Here is a 24,494-nt window from a genome sequence, read left to right on the forward strand (position 1 = left end):
ACTATGTCTCGTGGGCCAACCAGAACCTACGGTTCTGGTGACGACGATTAACTGGTATTCCCACCGTGTGGGAAGCCCCGTCATCAGAACACATGTGTTCTGATTGGCCAACAAGACGCTCAGCGTCTTGTGACGTCGTTTACCACGGGGAGGATGTCACTAAGAGTGATATGTTTTTCTGGGCGTACTGAACATAATGGCTGTATTTTGCACAGGTTGGCCAGATATCTTCGGAAGTTGTCAAATTTGACTAAAGACGCAGATTAAAAATAGTAGCACCAACGACACGACAATTTTTGTGTTCAGGATGAGACCAATGAATATGATTTCATCTGAGAATAAAATCATCGCTGCCACCCTTCTGGCGGGCTTATGTGGTTTTGTGCTTCTCGGCATTATTGAGACCGTTATCGGGTTGCCGGGGCAGTGGGGTTTTGTCGTCATGTTTCTCCTCTTAGTCTTGTTTGGGAGCATTCTCCCACAACTGTATTTGATAAAAACCGATCAATCTGTCTCGACAAGTTCACGGTTAGGTGTTGTCACACTCGTGTTAGTCATACTTGCTGCGGGGTTTTCAAGTGAAGTCACTGGAACAGAGTTGACCGTCATCTGGGGTTTGGTAGGGATTTCGATAGCACTGATTGTTATCACTGAACTACGTAAGGGGTATCAACAATCAGCTCAGAATGGGAACCGATAAAATCTGAAGGAATCTAAAACAAGGATCGCGGTCGCAATCTTGCACGGGCGTCTTACCAACTTTCAACAGAGCAGAGATCAAAAACGGAGCATCTGTATCTTTTTCACATCGGGCTTTTCATAGATAATCATGAAAGACGTCTACGTGATCGGGGCAGGTCAGTCACCATATGGCTCTTTTCCCGACGAAACGTATCTCTCACTGTTTGATACTGCGTTTGATTCGCTTCTTAGAAGTGTCGGTGACGGATTTTCTCCCGGGCAGATAGATGAGGCATACCTAGGGACGCTCGGCGTTGGTGGTCGCCAGATTGGACTCAGCGCACCAGCAGTAACGGAATATGTTGGTCTACATGGAATACCGACAACACGGATTGAAAATGCCTGTGCAGCGAGCGGCTATGCGTTCAGACAAGCAGTGGCTGCTGTTCGATCGGGGATGGCAGATGTGGCACTTGCTGGGGGGTATGAAGTGATGACAGATACGAGCGCAGATCAGACAAAATGGTGGCTCGGCGTCAGCGGTGAGATGGAGTACGAACGGATGAGTGGAACAACGTTTGCTGGTGTCTATGCACAGATGGCAAGCGCACATATGAAAAAACATGGCACGACAGTAGAAGACCTGAGCCGGGTTGCGGTCAAGAATCATGCCAACGGTGCAAAGAATGAGAAGGCGCACCTCCAATTTGACTGTACACTTGATGACGCAGTGAATGCACCACTGGTTGCTGACCCGTTAAATCTCTATCATTGCTGTCCAACAAGCGATGGCGCAAGCGCGGTACTCGTCGCTACATCGGAGGTTGCTCGTGAGCTGTCTGTACCGATGATTCGTGTTGCAGGAACCGGTGCCTCAAGCGGTCGGGTGGGGCTATTCCAACGAGAAACTCTCACACGTATCCCCGCAACTGTTCGAGCGGCCACAGATGCGTATGCTGAGGCAGGGGTGGATCCGGATTCGATCGACGTTGCAGAGCTGCACGACTGTTTTGCGATTGCTGAACTGCTCGCATATGAGGATTTAGGGTTTTGTGAGCGTGGCGACGCAGGGGCATTCATTCGGGCTGGTGAGACGAACCCAGATGGATCGCTTCCAACGAACACGAGCGGTGGCCTCAAATCAAAAGGACATCCGATCGGCGCAACTGGGACTGGCCAGATTGTCGAATTGGTATCGCAGCTCAGAGGAACCGCAGCGGTTCAGGTTTCAGATCCAACGTACGGATTGGCACACAATGTCGGTGGAAGCGGAGGCGGTGCAACTGTGGCAATTCTTGAGCGAGTGGAGGGGAGACGATGAGAGGTATTCTTGAAGCCGCGATATACGTCCCACGTTGGCGGCTTAAAACGGCAAACATTTCTGAGACGTGGGGGCAGTCGACAGCCAAAGGCATTGATGAGAAAGCCGTGCCAGCGGCTGATGAAGACACGTTGACGATGGCAATCGAAGCCGTTGAACGTCTCTTTTCAAACTCGACAGCCGATCGAAATGACGTTGATCACGTTGCAGTTGCAACGACCACACCACCGCTTGCTGAAGGTGACCTGGTAGCCAAACTCCGTACTGCAACTGGGCTGCCAGCCAATGTGCGAACAGCAACCCTGACCCAACACACTGCCAGTGGCGCAGAGGCACTTGCAACTGCAATCGACAGGGATGGGTTGTCGATCGTCGTCTGCAGCGATTATCCAGTTGGGATACCAGCAACAACGGACCATCCCCTTGGAGCAGGTGCCGCAGCAATGCTCATTGGTGAGGATGCAAGGACTGCAGTGTCTTCGGTTGGCTGGTACAGCCTTGATGCACCAGGGATTCGATTTCGGACTGCTGACTCGGTGCAGTCGCTCGGGATAACCAACTATGAGAGAGAGACAATCATCACTGCGGTAACTGCTGCAATGGAGAACACGGCTACCGATCGCAGCATCGATTATGCCGTATTACACCAACCGAACGGAACACTCCCATATCGGATTGCACGATCGCTATCGATTGATACAAAAAAGCTCTCCCACGGACTGGTCGTCAAGACCATCGGTGATGCAGGCACAGCTACTGTTGCGATCGGACTGCTCAAGGCACTCAGCGAAGCAACTACGGGAGAAGACACCCTCGCCGTATTCTATGGTGGTGGAACCGCTGCTGCATTCAATTGTACGGGATCGCTAAATGTGAGTGGACTCCTCGATTTTGATGAGACAGAGTCTCTCACATACGCGACATATCTCCGACAGCGAGGGTACCTCGGCACTGAACAGATCACGGGTGGAGGTGCAAATGTAAGTCTTCCAACATGGCAGCGGTCGCTTGATTCACGGTATCGGCTCGTTGCAGGTCGCTGTCCGCTGTGTGATTCGATCTCATTTCCACCGGATGGGGCCTGTCAGACCTGCCATGAGCGGGTTTCGTTTGAACACGTACCTGCCGAACGTGAGGGAACGATCGTCGCAGCCTCTGTCATTGGACATGGCGGTGCACCACCGGAGTTTACCACATATCAGCAACGGAGTGGGAGGTACGCTGCTGTGATCGTTGAGCTACCTGTTGGTGATCAATCAGTTCGAGTGCCTGCACAGCTCACAGATATCGATACTGATGAGGTCGCGATTGAGATCGGAGACACTGTTCGATCGACAATCCGCCGGATATACGAACAAGAAGGTGTTGTACGATATGGTGTGAAATTCACACCGAACATGAAGAACAGACAGACGGACTAGTGAAGGTGGATCGCCTCTGTGTCTGTCTGTGATGGTTAGGTTTGTGGAACCATAACCGAAAGCTGAGACAATACTGACTTGGCTCGAGGTTCGCGCAGCGTTGATATGTTCCGGATCTTATGATCCCTCCGTTTGTGTGACTGGCTCTGTAACCAGTTCAAGCGTTGCTTCAGTCAGTTCAACCGAGGTAGTGAGGTGATTGCTTGCCGACGTCAAGCGAAGATCGTACAGGTGCCAATCTCCGAATCGGGCGGTTACGGATGCAATATCATCCTCATCGAATCCTCCAACCGGTTCGACGAATTTGTACATCGGTTCTGTCATACGTCAACATATCATACAGGGAAATAGTGTAAATAGCTTTTGGACATACAGATAGCAAGTGTGGAAATATATTAAGATCATATTAGGTTGTGGAATAGACTGAAACATCCAGATATGAAATTCTACTTTTACACTACGAATGTAGATTTAGATTTATTCGCATGCAAGATAGAATACGCTCTTATCAATTCACTCTGAGTCGTTTTCTGAAAGGAGTTGCACACAACAATCAACTGCGGCCGCCACGTGCGCGGCTGCAGTCGGCTCAGAGATCTCATCGGCAGATTCCAATAGCATCTGCACTTGTTGAATTCGCTTAGTCTGTGCGTCAGGGGAGATACCATCACTCGCGGCATCACGAGCAACGGCCTCTGCTTCCGCAAGCCATCGGTTTGTTGCTGGATCGATCGGTTGCTCACCAGTAGCGATCAGATGCTCACAAAGTGCATCAAGCGCCGCTTGTCTGCGCTTTGGGATGTCGTATGGATGACGGTCGGACATCATTATTGTAGGATGCTACGTTCTCAACGGGGTTAATTCAACGCTGTAATCGTTGCCGTGTACCATATGTGAGCGTTCGCCAGACCCACTCCACAGGGCCGTATTGGAACCGGTTGAGCCATGCGATCGACAGGGGTATTTGAATTGACCAGAGTAGGACAACGATGGCAAGCAGTTCGGCTCGGGTTAGTGTCGCAAATAGTCCCAACCCGTGTCCATAAAAAATGGTTGTTGCAATGAGAGTCTGTAGTAGATAGTTCGAAAAGGCAGTTCTCCCAACTGCCGAGAGGGCCGTTGCAATGAGGCCATCGGCAGCGCTTCGGCAGAGCAGCATAATCCCGGAGAGATATGCAAGTGACACGAAGAGCGATCCAATATAATTGAAACTTCGCCCAATTAGCAGCACTTGTGCGGTATCCCACGCCACAGCCTCGCGGTACCAGACGCCAACGAGTATTAGCGTGAAACCGATCAAACCGGCAGTTACGAGCAGTTTTAGGTAGAACTGCGGGCTTCGATCGTTTGTTAGCAACCCCCATTTGTACAGTGCCATCCCGATGACCATCAACCCGCCAAGCGTCCAGAAAGATTCAAAAAGGAAGCCAACAGTCTGCATCGCAAACAGTGTTGGTGCTCGGTATTCGATCTGTTCGAGCCAACTCCCTTGATACGCTGCAATCTCTTCATCTACAGCGCCCTGATCTGCGCCAAAGCCTGCAAGAATCGAGGCTTCAATTTCGGCTTGCATTCCGGGATCGGAGACAACATATCCAACACCGGCAGCCACGTAGAACAACACAGGAAGCAAGAACATAATTAGACCAATGATGAGAAGCCGTTTTGCAGACCATCGGCGGACGAAGACGAGAATAAACCCACACATCGCGTACGCAACAAGGATATCACCGTACCACAGGAGGTACGCATGCAGTAAGCCGATCGCAAGGAGCCAGAAACTTCGTTTGAAATGTAGTCGTCGTGCTGGCTGGTCTTTGCGCTCTTTAGATTCCATAAAGAGAACAATTCCAGCCCCAAAGAGCATACTGAACAGTGTGACAAACTTCTGCTCAAAGAAGACATGGCTCACAAACCATGCTGCGTAGTTGATGCCCGAAAAATCACCGTACAGCGTTGGGTTTATCCACCCAATAAGTGGTAATCCAAATGCCCAGATATTGATCACAAGAATACCAAGCAGCGCAAACCCTCGGAGTACATCAAGGCTGAGAATGCGATCGGACGGTGCCGTTGGCCGGGGGTGCTCACTGGATGTATTTGGCTCTGTTGAATCAGTCGATGGGGTCGGTGAGGAGGGTGTTGTTGACATTTTAAGACAGATATATCAACGTATCTAGGGGAACAGGAGAAATAAGTTCGCAAATACGCACACCCACATATAAAAGCCCCAAATGCAGGGGGAACAAACCATGATATATGCACAAACCGGGAATTGGCCCCGATTTATACGGGTTTCTCACCCGTTTGTCTATCTGTAGGAGGAACTCCCAATGTCCACGAAAGCTACCAACAAGTTCGAAAGCAGCCTCGCTGGAATTACCCTCGAAGGCGAACCCCACTCGCTGTCAGCCTGGTTCGTCGTCACCCTTCGCCTTGTCATGGGTGGGATGATTCTCTTCGCTGGCCTCGATAAGTTCGCCTTCGTCAGCGGAGAAGCATTCAACGCAAGTGGCTATCTCGCAAACGTCGATCCAGCCAGCCCGGTCAGCGGCCTCTTCGGTGCCATGGCCGCAAGCCCCGCCCTCATGGAACTCATCAACATCATCGTCCCGGTCACCCAAGTCCTCATCGGCGTTGCCCTCATCTTCGGCGGCTTCGTCCGACTCGCCGCCCTCGGTGGTGCACTCCAAATGTCGATGTTCTACCTCGGCGGCTGGGAAGGAGACATCCTCGCAGCCTTCGACTCCACCCTCATCTACGCGATCGTCTTCCTCGCGATCGGCGCGTTCGCCGCAGGCCGAATCCTCGGCGCGGACAAATACATCGAACAGGTCGAAATCGGCGGCGAACCACTCATCGAGAAGTACCCGCGTGCACGGTACTTCCTCGGGTGACACACCGATAACAAATACCGGTCTATGCCCCGCTTGCAGCTACCACAGTGGGTGTTGGCTGCAGTTATCACCGTTTCCATTACAGAACTAACAGGAGGTCGTTGGCAATGTCCACGGCTACACATGAGTATGTGACTACATATACAGTCGAAGAGTCAAACGAAGCGCACGAATCATGGATTGCAGACTGGGTGCTCTCATGGATAGATTGTGCAGATGCGACAGAGGTGGTAGTCGAGCGCACAGTACAGAACAAAAGCATAGAAGTCGAAATTACAGTGACAGTACCACCATCCACAACAGACCAGCAACGGGCGTGTTGCCGCGTACAGCTAACTGATCGGCTAACTGACCAAGCGTCAGAAGTCACACAGCGGCTGCACGAAGCGTGATCCCCTGCAACCCGGTCTATTATTTATATAAAATAGGTTACTCTCAAGCTGGTTGGCCGCACGAAAAAATATTAACCCACTAGAGACTGTACTACGCATGGGTAACGAGAGGGGCAATAACCCACAATCACAGTCTCATTCTGCGGGGACGATTCCACTTCAAGAGATACCACTCCATTCAACAAATCTTCTTTCGTTGCTTGATATAGACGGCACGATCCGGTATCAAAGTCCATCAATTGAGCGCCTGTTAGGTTTTAGCCAAGAAGCATTGGTTGGTGAGTTATGCATGGATTGTTTCCATCCAGACGACCGCGACAGAGTGTACAATGCGTTCGAAAACGTGGCCTTGAGTACGGAGTTTGTTGTCGAAGCGATCGAGTATCGGCATCTCAAGGCGGATGGAACGTATGTTTGGGTTGAGTCCGTCGCCTCCTCGAATCCAACACCAAACGGGTACTACGTTATCAATACACGAGATATCTCAAAACAAAAACGGCAACAAGACGAGCTTGAACGTGCGAATGAGCGACTCGAAGCGTTTGCAGGAATTGTCTCGCATGATCTCCGAAACCCCCTTGGGGTGGCACGAGGGTATCTAAAATTGGCCCAAGAAGAGTACCCAAATGAATATTTTTCTGCTATCGATGATGCGCTCGATCGGATGGAGGCACTAATTGATAGTTTGTTAACTAGTACACGGATAGAGACACAACAAGTGAGTCTCGAAATGGTTGATCTTACGGATATTTGTAACGTTTGTTGGGCAAACACGATCACCAAAGATGCAACACTTGAAATAAAAACAACACAGCTAATCAACGCCGACCGACTGCAACTGATACAGTTACTGGAGAATATATTCAGAAATGCGATCGACCACGGTCAAGATGATGCGGTAATCTCTGTTGGAGATCTCGAGGATGGGTTCTATATCGAGGACGACGGTCCAGGTATTCCGTCAGAAGATCGAGAGTTGATATTTGAAACTGGCTACTCAACGCGCCAAAATGGGACCGGACTAGGCCTCGGGATTGTCAAACGAATCGTTGACGCACATGGGTGGGAGCTGCAGGTTACAGAGACTGCGACTGACAGTGCACGGTTTGAAATCAGAGATGTTGCAGTTATAAATTAACGATCGAATCGGTTGGTAGATTGCATGCGTATTTGTCGGCTATTTTTGTAATTATATACGAAGCTATTTCGCTACTTCATCGGCTTCCACACCGTAAAAAATGGTGTCGAGAACTGCTTGCACACGAGTTGCGTCTCCGAATGAGACGAGATTCCCAGCATTGCCCGCAAGTGTTGTTACAAACTCATCAATAAGGTCGGCTGTTGTTGCACCTGGCTCTTCAGTGATAACCTGTTCATTTTCCTCGCCAGGATTTGCAACCAAGCGGCGCCATGCCTGCAGTGATATCGATCCATCAGTTCCTTCAACGGTAATACTATTTTCTTCGCTACCGGCGCAGTTACAGAGCAAGTCGATCGTTCCATAGACGTGTGCAGTCCCAGACTCATCACGGTCTCCAGCACCGAATGTGCCGACAATTGATGCTTCATATTTTTCTGGGGCAGTGTATTCGACAGCCGCAGTAATATCGGAAATCTCACCGAACAGTTCCTGCGTTGCGAACACAAAGTGGCTCCCGACTTCACGCAGTGGACCACCCTGTTCTCGATCGGTTAGCCATGCAACATCTTGCCACTCGCGGGGCCACGTTGGAAAGCGAAAGCGAAGGGACACACGTTTTGGGGTGCCGATCTCTCCGGCAGCAATTCGATCGCGCATCGCAATGAATCCAGGCGTGTATCGGAACGGAAAATTAATTGCAGTTGTTCGATCGCTTCCTTTGGCAAGCGCAACCAGTTCATTCCCAATTTTTGCGTTCTCTGCGATCGGCTTTTCACAAATAACGTGTTTGTCCGCAGCAAGTGCAGCACGGACAACGCTCGCATGGTGTTTCGGTGGGACACCGACGTAGACGATATCGAGTGTGTCGATCGAAACAAGTTCGTCAACCGAAGTGACCGGCTCACAGTCGTACGTGTTTGCCATCGAGACAGCTTTGTTTTCAATCCGATCACAAACGGCCCGAATAGTAGTCTGTTCGTGTTCGTTGAACGCCTCTGCAAGACGCGATCCAATAACCCCACAACCAACAATTCCGACGGAGTACATACATGGGTAGTAACCACGCGATCTGAAGAAGCCCTCTATTTTGCGTGCATGCACCAGTGATAATACTGTTCATACCAAATCAAGTCAGCGTCGGGAAAGCGAGGAGCTGAAGCTCAAAACAGTGTTGGGAACACAACGTAGACGGCGATCGTCGTCAAGATCCCGCCACCGATCAGATAGTACGCGACTGGAATAAGATTGAGCCGAATTACACGGCCAGTTGCACCGGCCATGCCGACGGTTGCAAGTGCTGCAATAACATTATGAATCGCAATCAGATTCCCGATTGCAGCACCGATCGACTGGGCCGCGATGAGGAGCGTTGTAGAGAGTCCAAGGGTTGTTCCGACTTCAAATTGGAATGCTGTGAAGGTAATGTTGCTGACGGTGATTGACCCAGCAACAAACGCCCCGACCATCCCAACGATCGGTGCGAAGAACGGATATGCAGCACCGGTCAGTGAAGCTGTTGCATCAGCAAGGACAACAATCATGCTCCCGTCAACTGGTGCCGTCCCGTGAGCTGTTGTTTCGAGCATAATCTCAACCATTGCGATGACAAAGACGAGCGCAACTGCCGGTGAGACAATCTTTCCAGCAGCCTCTTTCCAGGCGCTTGAAATCTCAGGGCGCCGCATTCCAAACAGCGGAATTGCAATGACTGCACTGAGAAGAAGCCACGTTCCAGGCACATATGCCCACGCGATTTCACCAACAAGGCCAGTACCAAACACGTTCCACTCGATCGCCATCAGCGGCCCGTCTTCCAAGAATGCGGCGATTGGACCAATGACACGGGTTCCGATGAGCAGCACGACCAGGATAAGATATGGTGACCATGCTCGAAGCAAACTCATTGACTGCGGTTGGGTCTCAGTGCCAGTAGTAGCATCGTCGGTGCCTGGTTCGATCGTCCCAACCCAATGCGACGGCCATGACTCACGAGGCGGGAACTCCCACTCAGAGTCAGGCACAAAGTAGCCTGCTTTGAGGAGGCCGACGACAACCGCACCACCGATCATCGCAGCAAAGATCGATGGCAGTTCCGGGCCGATAAGATATGCAGAGAGCACGTACGGAACGGCAAACAAGACACCGGAGAGAAGCGCAAGCGGTGCAACGTCAAGTGCAGGTTTGAGCGATCGGTCTTCGCCAAAGAAGTAGACAATCATTGACACAGCAACCAACGGCATCAATATCCCAAGCAGGCCGTTGAAAAGCGCAGCATACACCGCAGCCTCCGCAGAAAATTGGGAGACCGTCTGCCCAGTACCTTGTGCAATTTGTGCCTCGACAGCATTGAGTGGTGTTTCAAACCCAACAATAACGGGCGTCCCAACAGCCCCGAATACAGTTGCAACAGCATGGCCGATCAAGGCAGCGACAACCGCAGCTAATGCAGGAAAACCAAGGGCAAGAAGCAATGGGGCAACAACTGCAGCAGGCGTTCCAAACCCAGCAACACCTTCAATAAAGGTTGCGAGGAAGAAGCCAAGCAGAATCACTTGCACACGTCGATCGTCACTGATCTGTGCGAATCCGCTGTTGATTCGATCGACCGCACCGGAGGCCATCAGCGTATATAACAGGACAAGCGCTCCAAAGACGATCCACAGAATTTCGATCGCGGCCATAACACCCGTGATGCTCGCTGCAGCGATGTAGTTGAGCGGCATCTCCCAGACAACAAACGCGACGGCGGCGGCAGTTGCCCACGCGAGCGGCATCACACGCGAGGCAGGCCACAGCAACCCAACGAGAAGCGATACAACAATGAGTAACGGAAGGAGTGCAAACAGTGTATCAACCATTGTGTGTCACACGAGTGATGGAGTAATTGAATAGCGGGATGTTCATTAGTTTCGCATCATTGTTTGTTGCTTATATTTATCACGATTGCTGCGTGAAAAAATGTGTGGAAAATAATTATAATCCAACCACGTCTGCAATCAATTCGTGCGATCGGAGCCCATCAGCATGATCACCAACCGCGTGTTGGATCATAACCTCATCCGCCCCTACTCGATCGGCAAGTTGGGTAATCAGTTTCTGAACTGTGTCAGGGCTGCCTGAGATCGATCGAGGCCACTCATCAGCGGCTAGCGTTGCAGGCGTTGGTTTGGGAATCCCGCCAAGTTCATCAATTGCAGTCTCGACGGTTGGCGTCGTCCCAATCACACCGCGTTGCATCCGTTTGTATGTTGCTTCCGCAACCGATCGAAGTTCCGCAGCCGCCTCGTCAGTCTCAGCACAGATTGCGTTGAGCGCAACCATCGAATACGGTTTAGAAAGTCCACCGGGGAGCGTCGATGGCTCAAACTCTCGGCGGTAGGTCTCAAATGCGTGTGTTGCAAACTGTGGCCGGATGAAGGCTGCAAAGCAGAACCGAAGGCCGAGAGCGGCTGCAATTTTAGCGCTTGCCGAGCTTGATCCGAGTACCCACGGAACCGGTGCGTTGTCGTCCGATCGAGGGACGGAAAGGCCACTATACGGATGGCCGTCTGGGAACTCGTGATGGAGATGGTTGAGTACGGCTTTGATTTTCTCGCTGTGTTCTTCGTCAGGATTTGAGACATATCGCTGTGTCTCAAGCGCTTGATCCACTGCCTCCGAACCGTTTGCTCTGCCGAGTCCGGCATCAATACGACCGGGTGCAAGTCCATCAAGCGTCCCAAGCACTTCGGCAACTTTGAACGCACTATAGTTGTTTAGCAGAATGGCTCCGGATCCGAGTCTGATTGAGTCAGTCTTTGCTGCAAGATGCCCAAGCAGCACCTCTGGGGTTGTTCCCGCAAGGATATTCCCCATCCCATGGTGTTCTGCAACCCAAAATCTGGAGTAGCCAAGTTCCTCTGCTTGTTGTGCAGCGGTAACCGTATTCTTGAACGCGTCCGTTGCGGTTTGACCAGCGGGAACCGGAGAAAGATCGACGATAGAGAGATCCATAACACAGGTTTGTCTTTGAGAAAAATAACCATTCGGCAAGCAGTGAATACCGATCGATCAGTGCTACTGAAATCTATTACAGAAAATCTTGATGTGTCTGTCGATCAGATATAAAGATGCAATATGAGCGACTACGAACTTGATCCACTACCATATGACTACGACGCACTTGAACCACACCTCTCCGAGCAGGTGCTTACGTGGCACCACGACACGCACCATCAGAGCTACGTGAACGGCTGGAACAGTGCCGAAGAGACCCTCGAAGCAAACCGTGACGCAGGCGACTTTGGTTCATCCGCCGGTGCGATCCGATCGGTAACGCACAACTCTTCAGGACACATTCTACACGATCTGTTCTGGCAGAACATGTCCCCAGAGGGCGGCGACGAGCCAGAGGGTGCACTCGCAGACCGAATTGCGGAGGATTTCGGCTCGTATGACGCCTGGAAAGGCGAGTTCGAAGCCGCAGCCAGTGGTGCATCCGGCTGGGCGCTCTTGGTGTACGATACGTTCTCGAACCAGCTTCGAAACGTCGTCGTTGACAAACACGACCAAGGTGCAATCTGGGGCGGTCACCCAATTCTCGCACTCGACGTCTGGGAGCACTCCTACTACCACGACTACGGCCCAGCACGTGGCGACTTCGTTGAAGCATTCTTCAACGTCGTCGACTGGAACGAACCAGCAGCACGCTACGAACAGGCCGTCGAACTCTTCGAGTAGACACGAGTCTCTCCGATCTGTATTTTTTGCAGCACTAATAGAAACCAACAGCGGCGATCAGGAGTCTACGGTAGGATGCAGTTGATCGATCGTACCGGACGTTACTGTTTCAGTCAGGAGTTGTGTCAGTTTGCGGTAGTTGTAGCCATCATCGTTCGGATCAAAACTGATTAGCAATCCGATCCGATCGTCGCGTGGGCCAACAAACACTCGGTACTGCTCAAATTCCGACATCCCACGGACAGTAAACTCATACTCCGTATAGTAGAGAGCCTCATAGGTATCGTGGGTGATGTAGTCATATCGTTCTGCATCAATAAACCGTTCAACAGAAACTGCCTCAATCTGTTCGTGTACATCTGGCCGAACAAACAGTGACTCCTCCGTTTCTGCATCAAACGTCCATACATCTCGAAGTGCGTCTCCGGCAAATGATTCACACAGTGAAACAACCTTCAACTTCAACTCCGACATCGTCATTGTGATTGACACGCATACTCGATCAGATATGAATCTATCGACATTCATAAGTAAACTCGCAGTTTCACCGATCTAATCGTCACTATTTACGCGATCGATCGCCAATCGATGGATATGCCACGACCAAAATCGGACTTTGAGTCGCTCTATCCATGTGATTTCTACACACCTGAAGAGTTACTCGAAAATGAACAGATGTACACCGTCTATGAGATTGCACGGCTCTTGCAGGGACTCGATCCGGATGCGTCGATCGACGAAGGTGTCGAGGATATCCTCCTAGATTGGGCAATTCCGTGGATTATGCGAAACGCAGACGAGTTGCTCATTGCAGAGCCACCAACTGAGGAGGAGCCCGGATACTACGGCCTGAAAACCGAGACCGACGAGTGAAATGAAGCTGCTTGTTGCAGGGAGTGCTCGTGTTGATGCCGGAAAGACCACGTTCTCAGCGGGACTTATTGACTCGATCGAGGATGCAGTGGGGTTCAAACCACGGGCAGGAAACGACTACTGGTTCGATCACGACGACGTACAGCGATCGATCGGTGAGGGGCGACTCTATGGAAAAGACGTTCACACACTGACTGCGGTCAGCGCGACACCCGAGCCCGAAGAGTTGCAGAATCCGGTCCATCGGCTGTGGCGGCCAACGCCGGACAGACGAGGGTTACTCGGTGAGAACGGTCGGACGTTCCTCGTCGATCGGGTTCGGACAGCCGATGGCGATCGGTTTATTATGAATGGTGATGCGGAAGATGCAGGGTTGGTCCCCGACGCAGTATACGAATCACTGCCACTATCCAATGCACCGCGTGTACGATCGATTCCGGAATTTAACGAGCTAATGGCCGAACTGTATGTTCCGGCGTTCGATCGCGTTGAGTCCCAAATCAACGAAACAGACCCCGTTGTTGTTGAATCGTACGGCGATATCGCAACCCCAGTTCAGTCGATCGATTTTGATGCAGTTGCCGTTGTTGAACCAACCAGAGCGCGAATCTACGCTGGCGACCGATACGAGACGGCTCGATCGGTTGCGAGCGGCAGTGCACAGGAAGGACAGTTAGAAGAGCGGGTCGATCGAGTCCTTGAGTTTATTGAACCGCTGTCGGTGCACGAATTGCCAGCACTCACAAGCAGCATGCGGGCGGACCCAGAAGCGATCGCAACCGCGTACGAAGATGCATACAGTGGGCTTCTCACAGCTGCCCAGTCGTAACGATCGCTATCGTCTCGCCATCTGTCCAGCGAGTTCGATGTGTGCGTATGGATCTGTCAGTACACTTTGTCCATGTCCGACATGCATCTCCGAAAGGTCCGGAGAGACCACAGTACAGAGTCGATCAATGCTCTCGATCAACCGCGCTCGATCGCCCTCTTCGAGATCGGTTCGACCGAACGATCCGTTTTGAAACACAAGGTCACCAGCGAAGAGAATCCCGGGCTCGGCAGCATACAAACAGAGATGGTCGTTTTTGTGCCCTGGTGTGTGGAATGCACGGTAGCTATGTGATCCGATTGTAAGCCTTTCTTCGTCTGCGATTGGATTGTCGGTTGCTGACTGGCCAGTATCAGAGCCCCACGTCTCAACGTCGAATGCAGTTTTGACCGCCTTGACATTCCCAATATGGTCCGGATGAGTGTGCGTGAGGACGATCGCATCAAGTGAGTCCGTTCGATCTTCAATTCGTGAGACGATATCAAAGTTCGCGCCTGTATCAACGAGGACGGTCCGATCGCCCTGTACCAAGAACGCATTTGCTGTGAATGCCTGGACACCTGCGGCGAGATTGTGTATTGGGGCCATTGTGAATTCACAGGTGCCACGCCGTCATGTACGCTTGGATTCGAAAAACACCAACATTTAGATTTCCCTCTCGAATACACAGGTAGACAATTCCATGCGCCAATATCTGGATCTCATCGACAACGTCCTCACTGATGCGACGTACAAGCCGAATCGGACCGGGGTTGACACGTTGTCATCATTTAGTCAACACTACCGGATCGATCTCCAGCAGGGATTCCCACTACTAACGACAAAAGATCTCTCGGGATTCCGCTGGAACTCACTCATCCACGAGTTTCTCTGGTATCTCTCCGGTGACGAGCACATCCGATCGCTGCAAAAAGAGACGAGCATCTGGGATGCGTGGGCGGATGACGATGGACGACTAGATACCGCATACGGCCGGTTCTGGCGGCGGTATCCGCTTCCGAAGGATGACCATCGGTTCGAGGGTGAAACGTGGCCCGATGAGTCACACCGATGGTGCAATTCGGACGGGACATTTGACCAGCTACAGTACGTTATTGATACGCTCAAGGAGAATCCACACTCTCGCCGACTTGTTGTGAACGCATGGCATCCAGCGAATGCAACGGTGTCAACGCTCCCACCGTGTCACTATACATTTGTATGTAATGTCCAAGGCGATCGGCTCAACTGCCATCTCACGCAGCGATCGGGAGACACCGCACTCGGGATTCCGTTCAATATTGCGGCATACTCGTTGCTGACACATGTGATTGCACAAGAGACCGGATTTGAGGTTGGAACGTTTGGGCATACGATCGTCGATGCACACATTTACTGTGGCACCGGAGCGCGAGGCCAATGGTATGGAGACAATCTTGAGGAGCTTCGATCCCGTGTTACCGCTGTAGACGCACCCGAAGAGTATGTCGAGGTTCGGGATTGGCTACGCGAGGAGGTTCCAGCTGGGGAGACAGATCCACGGGGCAAGCCATACGATCACGTCCCAAACCTCCTCTTGCAGTGTTCAAGAGCACCGCGCGATCGACCAACGATTGAGATTGAGGATGTCCCGCTCTCGGATCTGACATTCGATAGTATTCAGCTTCGATCGTATGATTCCGCCGCGGGACTTGATTTCGGTGTTGCAGAATAAATGAGCAACACAGAGACACAGCCAGAGATTGCACTCATTGCTGCCGTTGCAGAAAACGGTGTCATCGGTGCAGACAACGAGATGCCATGGCATCTCCCCGAAGATCTCACACATTTCAAACAGACCACAATGGGCCATCCGGTGATTATGGGGCGAAAAACCTACGAGAGCATCACGTCTGCGATCAATGGGCCACTCCCAGGTCGGACAAACATTGTGTTGAGCCGAAGCGATCCAACAGTGCATGACGGTGTGATTGTTGTTGACGGTATCTCTACGGCGATCGATGTGGCGAGAGAGCATGATGACGATCGGATCTTCGTCATCGGTGGGGCTACGGTCTACGAGCAGTTCTTACCGCACGCCGATCGACTCGTATTGACCGAACTCGAAACAGCCTATGACGGTGACACGACATTCCCGACATGGGACCATACTGTGTGGGTCGAAGCCGATCGTGACGATCGAGACGGCTTCTCATTTGTTGAGTACGTTCGAAAAAATACCGAGACGTAAGTAGAGACAAAAAAGGAAGGGAAGGGATACGTTCACACGTTTGCGGGACATATGGTATGTAATGAGTACGGGACTTTCCCACACAGAGCACGCAACCGTGTTGTTGGACGTTGATGGCACACTGTGTGACAATACGCCACGATTACTTGAGTACACAGAGGCGGAGTATGGTGTTTCGTTGACGCGAGCAGATATTACGGAATGGTCATATCAGATTGATGCGATTGATCGCCATATTGGCGAACTCATTGATGAGGCACTCACGACGAAGCCAGAGTGGTTCTTGTTAGGAATGGACCCGATCGATGGGGCAAAAGATGCGGCTGGCTGGTTCCAAGCACAGGGCCATACAGTCAAGATAGCAACGCATCGGCCAGCGACAACACATGACGTAACCGAACAGTGGCTCTCAGAACATGGCATACCATACGACGAGATTATTCAGGATGTGCCGCGAAACAAAGGGTTGCTTGACGGCGACTTACTTGTCGATGATTATCACCTGAACGTCCAAAATGCGATTGAGGAGGGAATGGCAGGCGGCTTGTTCAAACAGCCATACAGCGACCCGACTGCATGTGATGGCGCAGTTGTCGCCGATCGCTGGGATGAGATGCTGTCGCGACTCTAGCAGGAGCGGTCGCCCAAACAGTTATCATCCTCTTTGCTAACAATATGGATATGAGTAAGGCACAATTTGAACTGTATACCGACGCAGAAGACAAGTTCCGCTGGCGGTTGGTCCATCAGAATGGAAATATCATTGCTGACAGCGGTGAGGGGTATGCCTCAAAACAGAAGGCAGAACAAGGCATCAAAAGCGTCAAACAGAATGCGCCGGATGCATCGATCGTCGAAACAGATAATTAACCCGCTTAACAAGGGTTTTTCCCACAGGGGTTCATATACCGTACTGATGAATCAGTTCGCAGTCGGTCAGTTGTTCGGAGGGACCCAATGAGAGGAAACGATCAACAGGCATACGATCGAGGGACATCACTTTTCTCCCCTGACGGACGGATCTACCAGGTCGAATATGCACGTGAGGCTGTCTCGCGTGGTGCACCGTCAGTTGGGATTCGAACAGAGGACGGTGTCGTGTTGGCTGCGCAGAGCAGAGCAGCATCGTCGCTTATGGTTCCAGAGAGTATTGAGAAACTCCACAAACTCGATACGCATGTCGGGACTGCAAGCGCAGGCCATGTTGCTGACGCCCGCCAGTTGATTGATTTCGCTCGGCGGATGTCACAGATGAACCGGCTCCGCTACGGAGAGCCAGTCGGCGTTGAGACGCTTACCAAATACGTCACCGACCACATTCAGGAGAATACCCAGCGCGGCGGGACTCGCCCATACGGTGCAGCACTCCTTGTTGCAGGAATTGACAACGGCGGCACACCTCGACTCTTCGGGGCTGACCCATCGGGGACACCAAACGAGTGGAAAGCAACCGTGATCGGTGGGGGCAGTGCTGATATCCAAGCGCTCCTCGAAGAGGAGTGGCACGACGAACTTACCGTCGAAGAAGGTGTCGAACTTGCAGTCAAAGCACTCAGAGCTGCAAACGATGAACTCCTCCCAGGGGAGATCAGTGTCGCAACCGTGACCGATGATGATGGGTATGTTGATCTCACAGCCGAAGAGATCGAGGCGGCGTTTGATTCGCTCGGTATCGAGACTGATCCGGATGAGGACGACGAAGCAGAAGACGAGGAAGCGGAAGGCGAGGAAGAGTAAGGGTCTCTCAACCGGTACATAACTCACACAACCGATCGCAGATAGAGCACGAGTGTTTTTTATTTCGGAAGTAATCGTTTGATAATGAGTGAGACGACACCACACGTTACAGGCATCTACACATATCCGATCAAATCGTTTGATTCTCGATCGGTTGATCGAGTCCCAATCGTTGGAAGCGGTGGGCTTGCTGGTGACCGCGCGTACGCAGTTGTTGATCTCGATGACAACTACGTAAACGGAAAGCGCGAAAAACAGACCCACCGCGTTCGAACGACGTACACTGGGCCGCAGGAGCGTATTGAATCCGTTACGATCGAGACGCCGACACAGCCCGAACAGACTGTTTCGGTTACAACGGCTGAGGGTCGGCAGTCACTGTGCCGATTTCTTGAGTCGTATCTCGGGTACCCAGTAACACTCGAACACAACGATTCCGGAGGGTTCCCAGACGATACCGTTGCTTCAGGACCCACGATTATCTCCACAGCGACGATCGAAACGGTTGCCGGATGGTTTGACGGAATTTCGGCCGACTCAATGCGTCGTCGGCTGCGTGCAAACATCGAGATTGGCGGTGTTGAACCGTTCTGGGAAGACCGCCTCTTTACTGACCGAGACCACTACGTTTCGTTTACGATCGGTGACACCACGCTCTATGGGCGTAATCCATGCCAGCGCTGTGTTGTTCCGAGTCGCGATCCCGATACCGGAGCGGAGTATCCAAATTTCAACACACAGTTTGCGACAAAACGACGAGAGACGATGCCGCCGTGGAGCGGCGGTGACTGGTTTGATCATGACTTTCGGCTGATGGTGAATACCGCAGTCACAGACGAAGCTATTGGATCGCAGCTCAGTGTTGGAGATCACGTTGTTATTGGTGATTCCGTCCCAACAGACGATCTCAAAACCCGCTAAATTTATCTCTCCGATACAGGTCGAGTTCGTTCACGGTTGAGTGTTCTTGACTTGCTGCAAAGACGATTGCATCCGCAATCTCCTCCGGCTCAGTTACCTCTCCCTCTGCGAACCGATCCTCGAATGCAGTGCCATCTTCTGAACCAAACTCTGTTCGAACTTCAGACGGGTTAACGATCGAGACCCCAACGTTGTCATCCCCGACCTGTCCGGCAACACTCATCGCAAACCCGCGAACCCACCATTTTGTTGCTGCATACACCGGATTGAACGGTCGTGGGTACTTTCCTGCGAAGCTTCCAACGAAGATTAGGTTCCCAGCAGTCTCTGTGAGGTGTGGAATCACCGATCGGGTCAGAAAGAAACAGCCGTCTACATTCGTGTCCATCATTGCACGATACTCCTCGGTTGTCATCTCCGCAACCGCAGAACCTCGTCCTAAGCCCGCATTCGCGATAACAACGTCTATCTGACCAAATGTGGAGACTGTCTCTTCGATAGCAGCATCGATCGCAGCATCATCCCGAACATCAGTTGGGCAAACAAGCGTTTCAATTCCATGTGCGGTTTCAAGTTCGTCTGCGATCGACTCCAATCGCTCTCGCCGTCGTGCAAGCAGTGCGATATTTGCACCGTCATCTGCACACGCATGTGCGGTTGCTTCGCCAATACCTGCACTTGCACCGGTGAGTAATATCGTTTTATCAGTGAGTGATCCCATACGATCGAATACAGCCAATACCATGTTAGTGTTTGTGTCTCAATCGTGACATAATCACAGACCACCGGCAACCGCAACTATTTGCTTGCGGCTCCGAATGAGAACAGTATGCATGTACTTTCTGGTGGTTCGGTCGCTGATGCGGATGGCACAATGGAAGCGGACGTTGGAATTGAAAACGGACAGATCGTGGCGGTCGGAGACTCCCTTTCCGGTGACACAGAAACCGATGTAAGTGGCAAATTCATTGCGCCAGGGCTAATTGATGCACATGTTCATCTCACGATGGACGGCAGAGCAGATGTTTCGACCGTTCACAATGATAGTATTGCAACATTGAGCTATCGTGCCGCAGCAAACCTTCAAAAAGCAATCTCACAAGGTGTCACGACAGTTCGCGATTTGGGTGCCGGCTATGAGATTGCACTTGATGCTCGTGATGCAGTTTCCAACGGTGTACTTGAGGGGCCACGAGTCCATGCGTGCGGTCAGAATATCATTATGACTGGCGGCCATGGGCATTGGTTCGGGCGCGAAGCAGACGGATATGATGAGGTGACAAAAGCAGCGAGAGAACAGCTGAAGGCTGGTGCGGACGTCCTGAAATGTATGGCTACCGGCGGTGTGCTTACGGAGGGTGCTGTTACCGGCGCTCCTGAGCTAACCGTTGAAGAGATGACTGCGCTTGTCGAGGCTGCGGTTCCGACTGGGACGCCAACAGCCACACACGCACACAGCGAAGTTGGCATTAAAAACGCCGTCAAAGCAGGAATCACAAGCGTCGAACACGGGACGTTCATGGACGAGGAAGCCGCCGAAATGATGGCTGATGCAGGGACGTTTTGGGTCCCAACTGCAAGCGCACTCCACGGCATTGTCGAAAACGGTGTTGAGGCAGGCATTCCAGAAGATGCGGTCACAAAAGCAGAAGATGCAGCCGATCGCTTCGAGGAAGCATTCGAACACGCGCTTGACGCAGACGTTCGAGTTGCAATGGGAACTGATGCTGGGACACCGTTCAATTTCTTTGATGAAATCCCACAGGAGATCAAACAGATGACCGACCGTGGCATGACGCCAAACGAGGCGCTCACCGCAGCGACTGTTAATGGGGCAGAGCTACTTGGGTTGGATGACGTCGGAATGGTCGAATCGGGGTACGTTGCGGATCTTGTTGTGCTTGCGGAAAATCCAAATGAGAGCGCAAGCGCATGGTGGGATCCAGAACAGGTGTACACAGCTGGTGTACAGGTCGTCTAACGACGTGTCAAACCTGGTTGACTAGTTTCGGAGGAGGAACCGATCGACGTACCAAGTTGTCTCATCAGAGATTGACCACGGGCGAAGATCCTGCTCGAACACATCAACAACCGCACCAGTATCAAGCATGACTCGGTATTTTCGCGCTGTTTCTTCGAACTCGCCGCCTTCAATCTCGTACAAAATACCTGACTCACCATGGAGCCGACTGAAATCCGGATCCTGTGGATCCGGGATTTCAATTCTCACTCGATCGCCTGCTGTGTACGGGGACATGATGGGGTGAATACGCATTAGGTTTATATTCTTTTTGGTGATGGCAATCGTACGTACTGAGTCGGCCCAAAATCCGTTCAATCGGAGGTATTTTTGACACAACAACTAACTATTCTGTATGGAATCCCCTGTTGTTGGTGCTCATCACGTTGGTGTCACTGTCACAGATCTGGAACGATCGATCGCATTCTATCAGTCGCTGTTTGGGTTTGCCGTTAGCGCGCGGTTTTCAGTGAGTGGTGAGGCGTTCGAAACTGCAGTCGCTGTGCCGGATGCTCGCGCTGATTTTGCACACCTTGATGCCGATGGTATACGGCTCGAATTAGTCTCGTATACACCCTCCGGTGCCGATCGGTTGGATTCACAACTAAACGACGCTGGTGCAGTTCATATCGGATTCTCGGTGACCGACCTCGATCGATTTTACACTGAACTCCCCGCTGACGTTGAGCCGCTTAGTGAGCCACAGACGACAGAAACGGGAACGAGTATTCTGTTTCTTCGCGATCCAGATGGGACACTAATTGAAGTACTTGAAACGGAGTAGCACAGCCCGTGTATGCGTAGTTTTCACACGGGGTTGAGACACACAAGTAACGCAAAACGCAACTGTTTTACTTAGGCTACATCTACTTGTGAGTACGTTCAACTCAAACGAACGTCGGATATGCTCCGATGGTGTAGTCCGGCCAATCATATTGCCCTCTCACGGCAATGACCGGGGTTCAAATCCCCGTCGGAGCACTCATTTCTCACCGCCGTCACGCGATCTTCACCAGTGAATGAGGAGTCTATCCAACCATGTCATTGGACAATTCGATTCGATCGGAGTACCGAAGTCGCCGCAGTCTTGCGATTACAAAAAATAATGAGGCAAGAAAGCTCAGGAGGGTTATTCAGCCGTTGTCTTGCGATTACAAAATAGAGGTGGGCAACAAAGTGGGGCCCTACTCAGGAGCAGGCAATGACTAAATCGGAAGCGGCAACCACCCCCTTGGAAGGCATCAAGGTAGTCACTAAACCAGCAGAAAATGCACTTAACAAACGGCAATTAATCGACTATCGTACCGAGCGCGAACAGTGTCTTGAATGGTTACTCACGTTCGGGAAAAATCCAGACCGTGCTGAAGGATATGCTCGTACAACTGTATCGACGCGAGCGTATCGGATGGATAAATTCTATCGGTGGGTCTGGACAACTGAAGGAAAGTATACATCCCATATCACACATGAGCACGCAGATGAGTATCTCATGTACTTGGCAAAAGAAGAATTATCGAATGCTCACAAGTCCGCTTGTCGGAAGGCAATTATGATGCTATACAAATGGAGACATCATAGACGCGGAAATGACAAGTGGACTCCAAAAATCACATTCTCTCGTCGTAACCAGTCGACAACCCCACGAGATTATTTGACTAGAGAGGAGCGAGTGAAAGTGAGAGAAGCATCGCTGGAATATGGTTCCGTGCCGGATTTTGATCGCACCTATGGTGCAGAACGAGATCAGTGGAGAACGTACTTGGCACAACGGTTTGAAAAGCCAAAATCAACAATAACAAAACAGGACTGGGAGCGAGCAAATGATTGGAAAATCCCCAGCCTAGTCTGGACAAGCCTTGACGCTGGTTTGAGACCGATCGAAGTTGCAAGAGCAACGGTCGCATGGGTTGATGTTGATAATAGTGTACTACGCATCCCGCGCGAAGAGAGCTCAAAAAATGAAGAGCATTGGATTGTTGGTTTACAAAACAAGACTGCAGAGATGCTTGGATATTGGATCGACCAACGATCAACCATCGACAAGTACGATGACACAGACGCACTATGGCTCACAAGAGAGAGTAACCCGTACAAATCGTCAGCGTTGAGGTATGTGTTGCACCGGCTATGCGATCTTGCTGAGATCGACACCGATAATCGGACAATGAGTTGGTATACAATACGACACTCCACAGGCACGTACATGACACGTGAGGAAGATTTGGCAGCAGCCCAAACCCAACTACGGCATACAAGTCCAGAGACAACCATGAAATATGACCAAACACCTGTAGAGGACCGACGGAACGCACTTGATCGGATAGGTTAATTGGATTTATTGGCTCTGTTAAAATCCTCTGTAGTTGATAGGAACGGGGTGCAAGATACAGAGGATGTATTCAGCAATCTCGTCGTTTACTCATCCCTGCTGGGATTTGTGAGGCCTAGATGGTTGACTGCGTATGTGGCGGAGACTGAACAGCTAGTGTTCATGAGTCCGCAGCACCCGTTTTCGCTCGCGGCGGTGCTGGAACAGATCGGCACAGGTCTTGAAAAAGATCAGAACGACGACCACGCCAAGCGGTTCTTGGGTGAGGTTGGCGGCGAGTCCCCCAATAAAGACCACACCAAACAGCGCCACGAACCGGGCCGCCGGTTCGACCAGCAACGAGACAGGGCCGCGGCGTTCGTACTCTCGGTTGCCGAGATACTCGGCCCAGTATGAATAGATGTGGGAGACAACGAGGCTAACGGCGATGAGAACCACGGTAAGTGGACTCGCAGGCTCGATCTCTAGAGCACCAACGAGCGGACCAGCCACATACAAACCCAGCAGGAGCCAAATGAGTACGTACTGCTCAAGGAGCGCGCCCAGAATGTCTCCTTTCGGCTTGCCGATGTACGAACGAGGGGGCTCGCCGGCAATATTCCAAAACGCCCGAATGGACTCGGGGTCATCGGTTCCCTCTGCTCGGGAAATCTTTTGAACGTAGATACCCCCGACAACACCAGCCTCAAGCCAGTAGGCTATCAGGAGTGCATGGACTTGCCAGTCGGACCACCAAATCACGGCCAGCGATGCGAGGTTTGCCAGGAGTACCCCGACGAACGACCACTCTGCTCGTTTCCACGACGGATGCACGCGTAATCGTGACAGTGGGGGGAGTTAATTTTGTGGATTTGACTGACCACTACAGAGAACACCATAGCTCGAGATATGCCACACTCGCGCTCTGTATGTAGCACGACGACTGAAACCTGTCACCTATTAAGGATTTCAACAGAATTAGTTGATCTATTTCCGATATGTTTCCATTTTTATATATCCAGAAT

29 protein-coding genes and 1 tRNA gene are annotated in these 24,494 nt (G+C 51.5%); 19 read left to right on the top strand and 11 right to left on the bottom strand.

Annotated elements, in window-relative coordinates; genetic code table 11:
- Nucleotides 1-322 precede the first annotated feature (322 nt).
- The 3 genes from AArcSt2_RS04245 (at nucleotide 323) to AArcSt2_RS04255 (ending at nucleotide 3,423) form a co-directional block, all read left to right on the top strand.
- The gene (locus AArcSt2_RS04245) at nucleotides 323-700 is read left to right on the top strand and encodes a hypothetical protein (RefSeq protein ID WP_250583170.1); all 378 of its coding nucleotides are present in this window, start codon (nucleotides 323-325) and stop codon (nucleotides 698-700) included.
- Nucleotides 701-829: 129 nt separating this feature from the next.
- Entirely contained in the window at nucleotides 830-2,002 is a 1,173-nt protein-coding gene (locus tag AArcSt2_RS04250) for a thiolase C-terminal domain-containing protein (protein WP_250583172.1), read from the top strand.
- Nucleotides 1,999-3,423 carry a zinc ribbon domain-containing protein gene (locus AArcSt2_RS04255; RefSeq protein WP_250583174.1) on the top strand — a complete coding sequence of 475 codons (1,425 nt, stop codon included), beginning with the start codon at nucleotides 1,999-2,001 and terminating at the stop codon, nucleotides 3,421-3,423. The genes AArcSt2_RS04250 and AArcSt2_RS04255 overlap by 4 nt, the downstream gene beginning before the upstream one ends.
- 117 nt (nucleotides 3,424-3,540) lie before the next feature.
- Here the strand turns inward: AArcSt2_RS04255 and AArcSt2_RS04260 are convergent, their stop codons facing one another.
- The 3 genes from AArcSt2_RS04260 to AArcSt2_RS04270 form a co-directional block, all read right to left on the bottom strand.
- Nucleotides 3,541-3,747 (bottom strand): hypothetical protein, encoded by a 207-nt coding sequence (locus AArcSt2_RS04260; RefSeq protein WP_250583176.1) that lies wholly within the window; start codon nucleotides 3,745-3,747, stop codon nucleotides 3,541-3,543.
- 189 nt (nucleotides 3,748-3,936) lie between these two features.
- Nucleotides 3,937-4,251 (bottom strand): DUF8152 family protein, encoded by a 315-nt coding sequence (locus tag AArcSt2_RS04265; RefSeq protein WP_250583178.1) that lies wholly within the window; start codon nucleotides 4,249-4,251, stop codon nucleotides 3,937-3,939.
- A 34-nt stretch (nucleotides 4,252-4,285) separates the two neighbouring features.
- Nucleotides 4,286-5,575, bottom strand: coding sequence for a DUF418 domain-containing protein (locus tag AArcSt2_RS04270; RefSeq protein ID WP_250583180.1), 1,290 nt, complete (start codon nucleotides 5,573-5,575; stop codon nucleotides 4,286-4,288).
- Nucleotides 5,576-5,756: 181 nt separating this feature from the next.
- Here AArcSt2_RS04270 and AArcSt2_RS04275 point away from each other — a divergent pair, with 181 nt between their 5' ends.
- From AArcSt2_RS04275 to AArcSt2_RS04285, 3 genes are all read left to right on the top strand, one after another.
- The gene (locus AArcSt2_RS04275; protein WP_250583182.1) at nucleotides 5,757-6,320 is read left to right on the top strand and encodes a DoxX family protein; all 564 of its coding nucleotides are present in this window, start codon (nucleotides 5,757-5,759) and stop codon (nucleotides 6,318-6,320) included.
- Between the two features lie 107 nt (nucleotides 6,321-6,427).
- Nucleotides 6,428-6,712, top strand: coding sequence for a hypothetical protein (locus tag AArcSt2_RS04280; RefSeq protein WP_250583184.1), 285 nt, complete (start codon nucleotides 6,428-6,430; stop codon nucleotides 6,710-6,712).
- 97 nt (nucleotides 6,713-6,809) lie between these two features.
- Entirely contained in the window at nucleotides 6,810-7,850 is a 1,041-nt protein-coding gene (locus AArcSt2_RS04285; RefSeq protein ID WP_250583186.1) for a two-component system sensor histidine kinase NtrB, read from the top strand.
- 63 nt (nucleotides 7,851-7,913) lie between these two features.
- Here the strand turns inward: AArcSt2_RS04285 and AArcSt2_RS04290 are convergent, their stop codons facing one another.
- From AArcSt2_RS04290 to AArcSt2_RS04300, 3 genes are all read right to left on the bottom strand, one after another.
- Nucleotides 7,914-8,900, bottom strand: a complete 987-nt coding sequence (locus AArcSt2_RS04290; RefSeq protein WP_250583188.1) for a Gfo/Idh/MocA family protein — start codon at nucleotides 8,898-8,900, stop codon at nucleotides 7,914-7,916.
- Between the two features lie 113 nt (nucleotides 8,901-9,013).
- Complete coding sequence (locus AArcSt2_RS04295; protein ID WP_250583190.1) at nucleotides 9,014-10,711, bottom strand: L-lactate permease; 1,698 nt, start codon at nucleotides 10,709-10,711, stop codon at nucleotides 9,014-9,016.
- Nucleotides 10,712-10,826: 115 nt separating this feature from the next.
- A complete protein-coding gene (locus tag AArcSt2_RS04300) occupies nucleotides 10,827-11,846 on the bottom strand; it encodes an LLM class flavin-dependent oxidoreductase (protein ID WP_250583192.1) in 1,020 nt (339 codons plus the stop codon).
- A gap of 123 nt (nucleotides 11,847-11,969) precedes the next feature.
- Here AArcSt2_RS04300 and sod point away from each other — a divergent pair, with 123 nt between their 5' ends.
- Nucleotides 11,970-12,572: a superoxide dismutase gene (gene sod, locus AArcSt2_RS04305; protein WP_250583194.1), complete on the top strand. Its 603-nt coding sequence runs from the start codon at nucleotides 11,970-11,972 to the stop codon at nucleotides 12,570-12,572.
- A 57-nt stretch (nucleotides 12,573-12,629) separates the two neighbouring features.
- On the opposite strand, the gene AArcSt2_RS04310 is transcribed toward sod, so the two are convergent.
- A complete protein-coding gene (locus tag AArcSt2_RS04310; RefSeq protein ID WP_250583196.1) occupies nucleotides 12,630-13,052 on the bottom strand; it encodes a DUF7522 family protein in 423 nt (140 codons plus the stop codon).
- A gap of 114 nt (nucleotides 13,053-13,166) precedes the next feature.
- Between AArcSt2_RS04310 and AArcSt2_RS04315 the strand changes: the two genes are divergently transcribed.
- Complete coding sequence (locus tag AArcSt2_RS04315) at nucleotides 13,167-13,445, top strand: DUF5827 family protein (protein ID WP_174654161.1); 279 nt, start codon at nucleotides 13,167-13,169, stop codon at nucleotides 13,443-13,445.
- Between the two features lies 1 nt (nucleotide 13,446).
- Entirely contained in the window at nucleotides 13,447-14,274 is an 828-nt protein-coding gene (locus AArcSt2_RS04320; protein WP_250583198.1) for an ATPase, read from the top strand.
- A 6-nt stretch (nucleotides 14,275-14,280) separates the two neighbouring features.
- Here the strand turns inward: AArcSt2_RS04320 and AArcSt2_RS04325 are convergent, their stop codons facing one another.
- On the bottom strand, nucleotides 14,281-14,862 hold the full coding sequence (locus AArcSt2_RS04325; protein WP_250583200.1) for an MBL fold metallo-hydrolase: 582 nt from the start codon (nucleotides 14,860-14,862) through the stop codon (nucleotides 14,281-14,283).
- Between the two features lie 94 nt (nucleotides 14,863-14,956).
- Between AArcSt2_RS04325 and thyA the strand changes: the two genes are divergently transcribed.
- The 6 genes from thyA (at nucleotide 14,957) to AArcSt2_RS04355 (ending at nucleotide 19,141) form a co-directional block, all read left to right on the top strand.
- Complete coding sequence (gene thyA, locus AArcSt2_RS04330) at nucleotides 14,957-15,967, top strand: thymidylate synthase (protein ID WP_250583202.1); 1,011 nt, start codon at nucleotides 14,957-14,959, stop codon at nucleotides 15,965-15,967.
- On the top strand, nucleotides 15,968-16,483 hold the full coding sequence (locus tag AArcSt2_RS04335; RefSeq protein WP_250583204.1) for a dihydrofolate reductase: 516 nt from the start codon (nucleotides 15,968-15,970) through the stop codon (nucleotides 16,481-16,483). It abuts the gene before it with no gap.
- Nucleotides 16,484-16,544: 61 nt separating this feature from the next.
- Complete coding sequence (locus AArcSt2_RS04340; protein WP_174654166.1) at nucleotides 16,545-17,114, top strand: 5' nucleotidase, NT5C type; 570 nt, start codon at nucleotides 16,545-16,547, stop codon at nucleotides 17,112-17,114.
- 50 nt (nucleotides 17,115-17,164) lie between these two features.
- Nucleotides 17,165-17,353: an HVO_2922 family protein gene (locus tag AArcSt2_RS04345; RefSeq protein ID WP_174654167.1), complete on the top strand. Its 189-nt coding sequence runs from the start codon at nucleotides 17,165-17,167 to the stop codon at nucleotides 17,351-17,353.
- A gap of 87 nt (nucleotides 17,354-17,440) precedes the next feature.
- Nucleotides 17,441-18,220, top strand: coding sequence for an archaeal proteasome endopeptidase complex subunit alpha (psmA, locus tag AArcSt2_RS04350; RefSeq protein WP_174654168.1), 780 nt, complete (start codon nucleotides 17,441-17,443; stop codon nucleotides 18,218-18,220).
- A gap of 84 nt (nucleotides 18,221-18,304) precedes the next feature.
- Nucleotides 18,305-19,141: an MOSC domain-containing protein gene (locus AArcSt2_RS04355; protein WP_174654169.1), complete on the top strand. Its 837-nt coding sequence runs from the start codon at nucleotides 18,305-18,307 to the stop codon at nucleotides 19,139-19,141.
- Here the strand turns inward: AArcSt2_RS04355 and AArcSt2_RS04360 are convergent.
- A complete protein-coding gene (locus AArcSt2_RS04360) occupies nucleotides 19,128-19,862 on the bottom strand; it encodes an SDR family oxidoreductase (RefSeq protein ID WP_174654170.1) in 735 nt (244 codons plus the stop codon). The genes AArcSt2_RS04355 and AArcSt2_RS04360 overlap by 14 nt on opposite strands.
- A gap of 108 nt (nucleotides 19,863-19,970) precedes the next feature.
- On the opposite strand from AArcSt2_RS04360, the gene AArcSt2_RS04365 reads away from it, so the two are divergent.
- Nucleotides 19,971-21,122 (top strand): metal-dependent hydrolase family protein, encoded by a 1,152-nt coding sequence (locus tag AArcSt2_RS04365; RefSeq protein WP_174654171.1) that lies wholly within the window; start codon nucleotides 19,971-19,973, stop codon nucleotides 21,120-21,122.
- 21 nt (nucleotides 21,123-21,143) lie between these two features.
- On the opposite strand, the gene AArcSt2_RS04370 is transcribed toward AArcSt2_RS04365, so the two are convergent.
- Nucleotides 21,144-21,398, bottom strand: coding sequence for a DUF8139 family protein (locus AArcSt2_RS04370; protein ID WP_174654172.1), 255 nt, complete (start codon nucleotides 21,396-21,398; stop codon nucleotides 21,144-21,146).
- 118 nt (nucleotides 21,399-21,516) lie between these two features.
- Here AArcSt2_RS04370 and AArcSt2_RS04375 point away from each other — a divergent pair, with 118 nt between their 5' ends.
- From AArcSt2_RS04375 to AArcSt2_RS04385, 3 genes are all read left to right on the top strand, one after another.
- Nucleotides 21,517-21,945, top strand: a complete 429-nt coding sequence (locus tag AArcSt2_RS04375) for a VOC family protein (RefSeq protein ID WP_174654173.1) — start codon at nucleotides 21,517-21,519, stop codon at nucleotides 21,943-21,945.
- A gap of 122 nt (nucleotides 21,946-22,067) precedes the next feature.
- Nucleotides 22,068-22,142: transfer RNA gene (locus AArcSt2_RS04380), tRNA-Glu, on the top strand.
- Between the two features lie 220 nt (nucleotides 22,143-22,362).
- The gene (locus AArcSt2_RS04385) at nucleotides 22,363-23,490 is read left to right on the top strand and encodes a tyrosine-type recombinase/integrase (protein ID WP_174654174.1); all 1,128 of its coding nucleotides are present in this window, start codon (nucleotides 22,363-22,365) and stop codon (nucleotides 23,488-23,490) included.
- A 153-nt stretch (nucleotides 23,491-23,643) separates the two neighbouring features.
- On the opposite strand, the gene AArcSt2_RS04390 is transcribed toward AArcSt2_RS04385, so the two are convergent.
- Entirely contained in the window at nucleotides 23,644-24,303 is a 660-nt protein-coding gene (locus tag AArcSt2_RS04390; protein WP_174654175.1) for a DUF6498-containing protein, read from the bottom strand.
- Between the last annotated feature and the right edge of the window lie 191 nt (nucleotides 24,304-24,494).

The sequence above is a fragment of the Natronocalculus amylovorans genome, from assembly GCF_023638035.1.
Taxonomy (GTDB): domain Archaea; phylum Halobacteriota; class Halobacteria; order Halobacteriales; family Haloferacaceae; genus Natronocalculus; species Natronocalculus amylovorans.

Coding starts and splice junctions, on each gene's coding strand:
- AArcSt2_RS04245 (WP_250583170.1), top strand. CDS start 323: ATGATTTCATCTGAGAATAAAATCATCGCTGCCACCCTTCTGGCGGGC.
- AArcSt2_RS04250 (WP_250583172.1), top strand. CDS start 830: ATGAAAGACGTCTACGTGATCGGGGCAGGTCAGTCACCATATGGCTCT.
- AArcSt2_RS04255 (WP_250583174.1), top strand. CDS start 1,999: ATGAGAGGTATTCTTGAAGCCGCGATATACGTCCCACGTTGGCGGCTT.
- AArcSt2_RS04260 (WP_250583176.1), bottom strand. CDS start 3,747: ATGACAGAACCGATGTACAAATTCGTCGAACCGGTTGGAGGATTCGAT.
- AArcSt2_RS04265 (WP_250583178.1), bottom strand. CDS start 4,251: ATGATGTCCGACCGTCATCCATACGACATCCCAAAGCGCAGACAAGCG.
- AArcSt2_RS04270 (WP_250583180.1), bottom strand. CDS start 5,575: ATGTCAACAACACCCTCCTCACCGACCCCATCGACTGATTCAACAGAG.
- AArcSt2_RS04275 (WP_250583182.1), top strand. CDS start 5,757: ATGTCCACGAAAGCTACCAACAAGTTCGAAAGCAGCCTCGCTGGAATT.
- AArcSt2_RS04280 (WP_250583184.1), top strand. CDS start 6,428: ATGTCCACGGCTACACATGAGTATGTGACTACATATACAGTCGAAGAG.
- AArcSt2_RS04285 (WP_250583186.1), top strand. CDS start 6,810: ATGGGTAACGAGAGGGGCAATAACCCACAATCACAGTCTCATTCTGCG.
- AArcSt2_RS04290 (WP_250583188.1), bottom strand. CDS start 8,900: ATGTACTCCGTCGGAATTGTTGGTTGTGGGGTTATTGGATCGCGTCTT.
- AArcSt2_RS04295 (WP_250583190.1), bottom strand. CDS start 10,711: ATGGTTGATACACTGTTTGCACTCCTTCCGTTACTCATTGTTGTATCG.
- AArcSt2_RS04300 (WP_250583192.1), bottom strand. CDS start 11,846: ATGGATCTCTCTATCGTCGATCTTTCTCCGGTTCCCGCTGGTCAAACC.
- sod (WP_250583194.1), top strand. CDS start 11,970: ATGAGCGACTACGAACTTGATCCACTACCATATGACTACGACGCACTT.
- AArcSt2_RS04310 (WP_250583196.1), bottom strand. CDS start 13,052: ATGACGATGTCGGAGTTGAAGTTGAAGGTTGTTTCACTGTGTGAATCA.
- AArcSt2_RS04315 (WP_174654161.1), top strand. CDS start 13,167: ATGCCACGACCAAAATCGGACTTTGAGTCGCTCTATCCATGTGATTTC.
- AArcSt2_RS04320 (WP_250583198.1), top strand. CDS start 13,447: ATGAAGCTGCTTGTTGCAGGGAGTGCTCGTGTTGATGCCGGAAAGACC.
- AArcSt2_RS04325 (WP_250583200.1), bottom strand. CDS start 14,862: ATGGCCCCAATACACAATCTCGCCGCAGGTGTCCAGGCATTCACAGCA.
- thyA (WP_250583202.1), top strand. CDS start 14,957: ATGCGCCAATATCTGGATCTCATCGACAACGTCCTCACTGATGCGACG.
- AArcSt2_RS04335 (WP_250583204.1), top strand. CDS start 15,968: ATGAGCAACACAGAGACACAGCCAGAGATTGCACTCATTGCTGCCGTT.
- AArcSt2_RS04340 (WP_174654166.1), top strand. CDS start 16,545: ATGAGTACGGGACTTTCCCACACAGAGCACGCAACCGTGTTGTTGGAC.
- AArcSt2_RS04345 (WP_174654167.1), top strand. CDS start 17,165: ATGAGTAAGGCACAATTTGAACTGTATACCGACGCAGAAGACAAGTTC.
- psmA (WP_174654168.1), top strand. CDS start 17,441: ATGAGAGGAAACGATCAACAGGCATACGATCGAGGGACATCACTTTTC.
- AArcSt2_RS04355 (WP_174654169.1), top strand. CDS start 18,305: ATGAGTGAGACGACACCACACGTTACAGGCATCTACACATATCCGATC.
- AArcSt2_RS04360 (WP_174654170.1), bottom strand. CDS start 19,862: ATGGGATCACTCACTGATAAAACGATATTACTCACCGGTGCAAGTGCA.
- AArcSt2_RS04365 (WP_174654171.1), top strand. CDS start 19,971: ATGCATGTACTTTCTGGTGGTTCGGTCGCTGATGCGGATGGCACAATG.
- AArcSt2_RS04370 (WP_174654172.1), bottom strand. CDS start 21,398: ATGTCCCCGTACACAGCAGGCGATCGAGTGAGAATTGAAATCCCGGAT.
- AArcSt2_RS04375 (WP_174654173.1), top strand. CDS start 21,517: ATGGAATCCCCTGTTGTTGGTGCTCATCACGTTGGTGTCACTGTCACA.
- AArcSt2_RS04385 (WP_174654174.1), top strand. CDS start 22,363: ATGACTAAATCGGAAGCGGCAACCACCCCCTTGGAAGGCATCAAGGTA.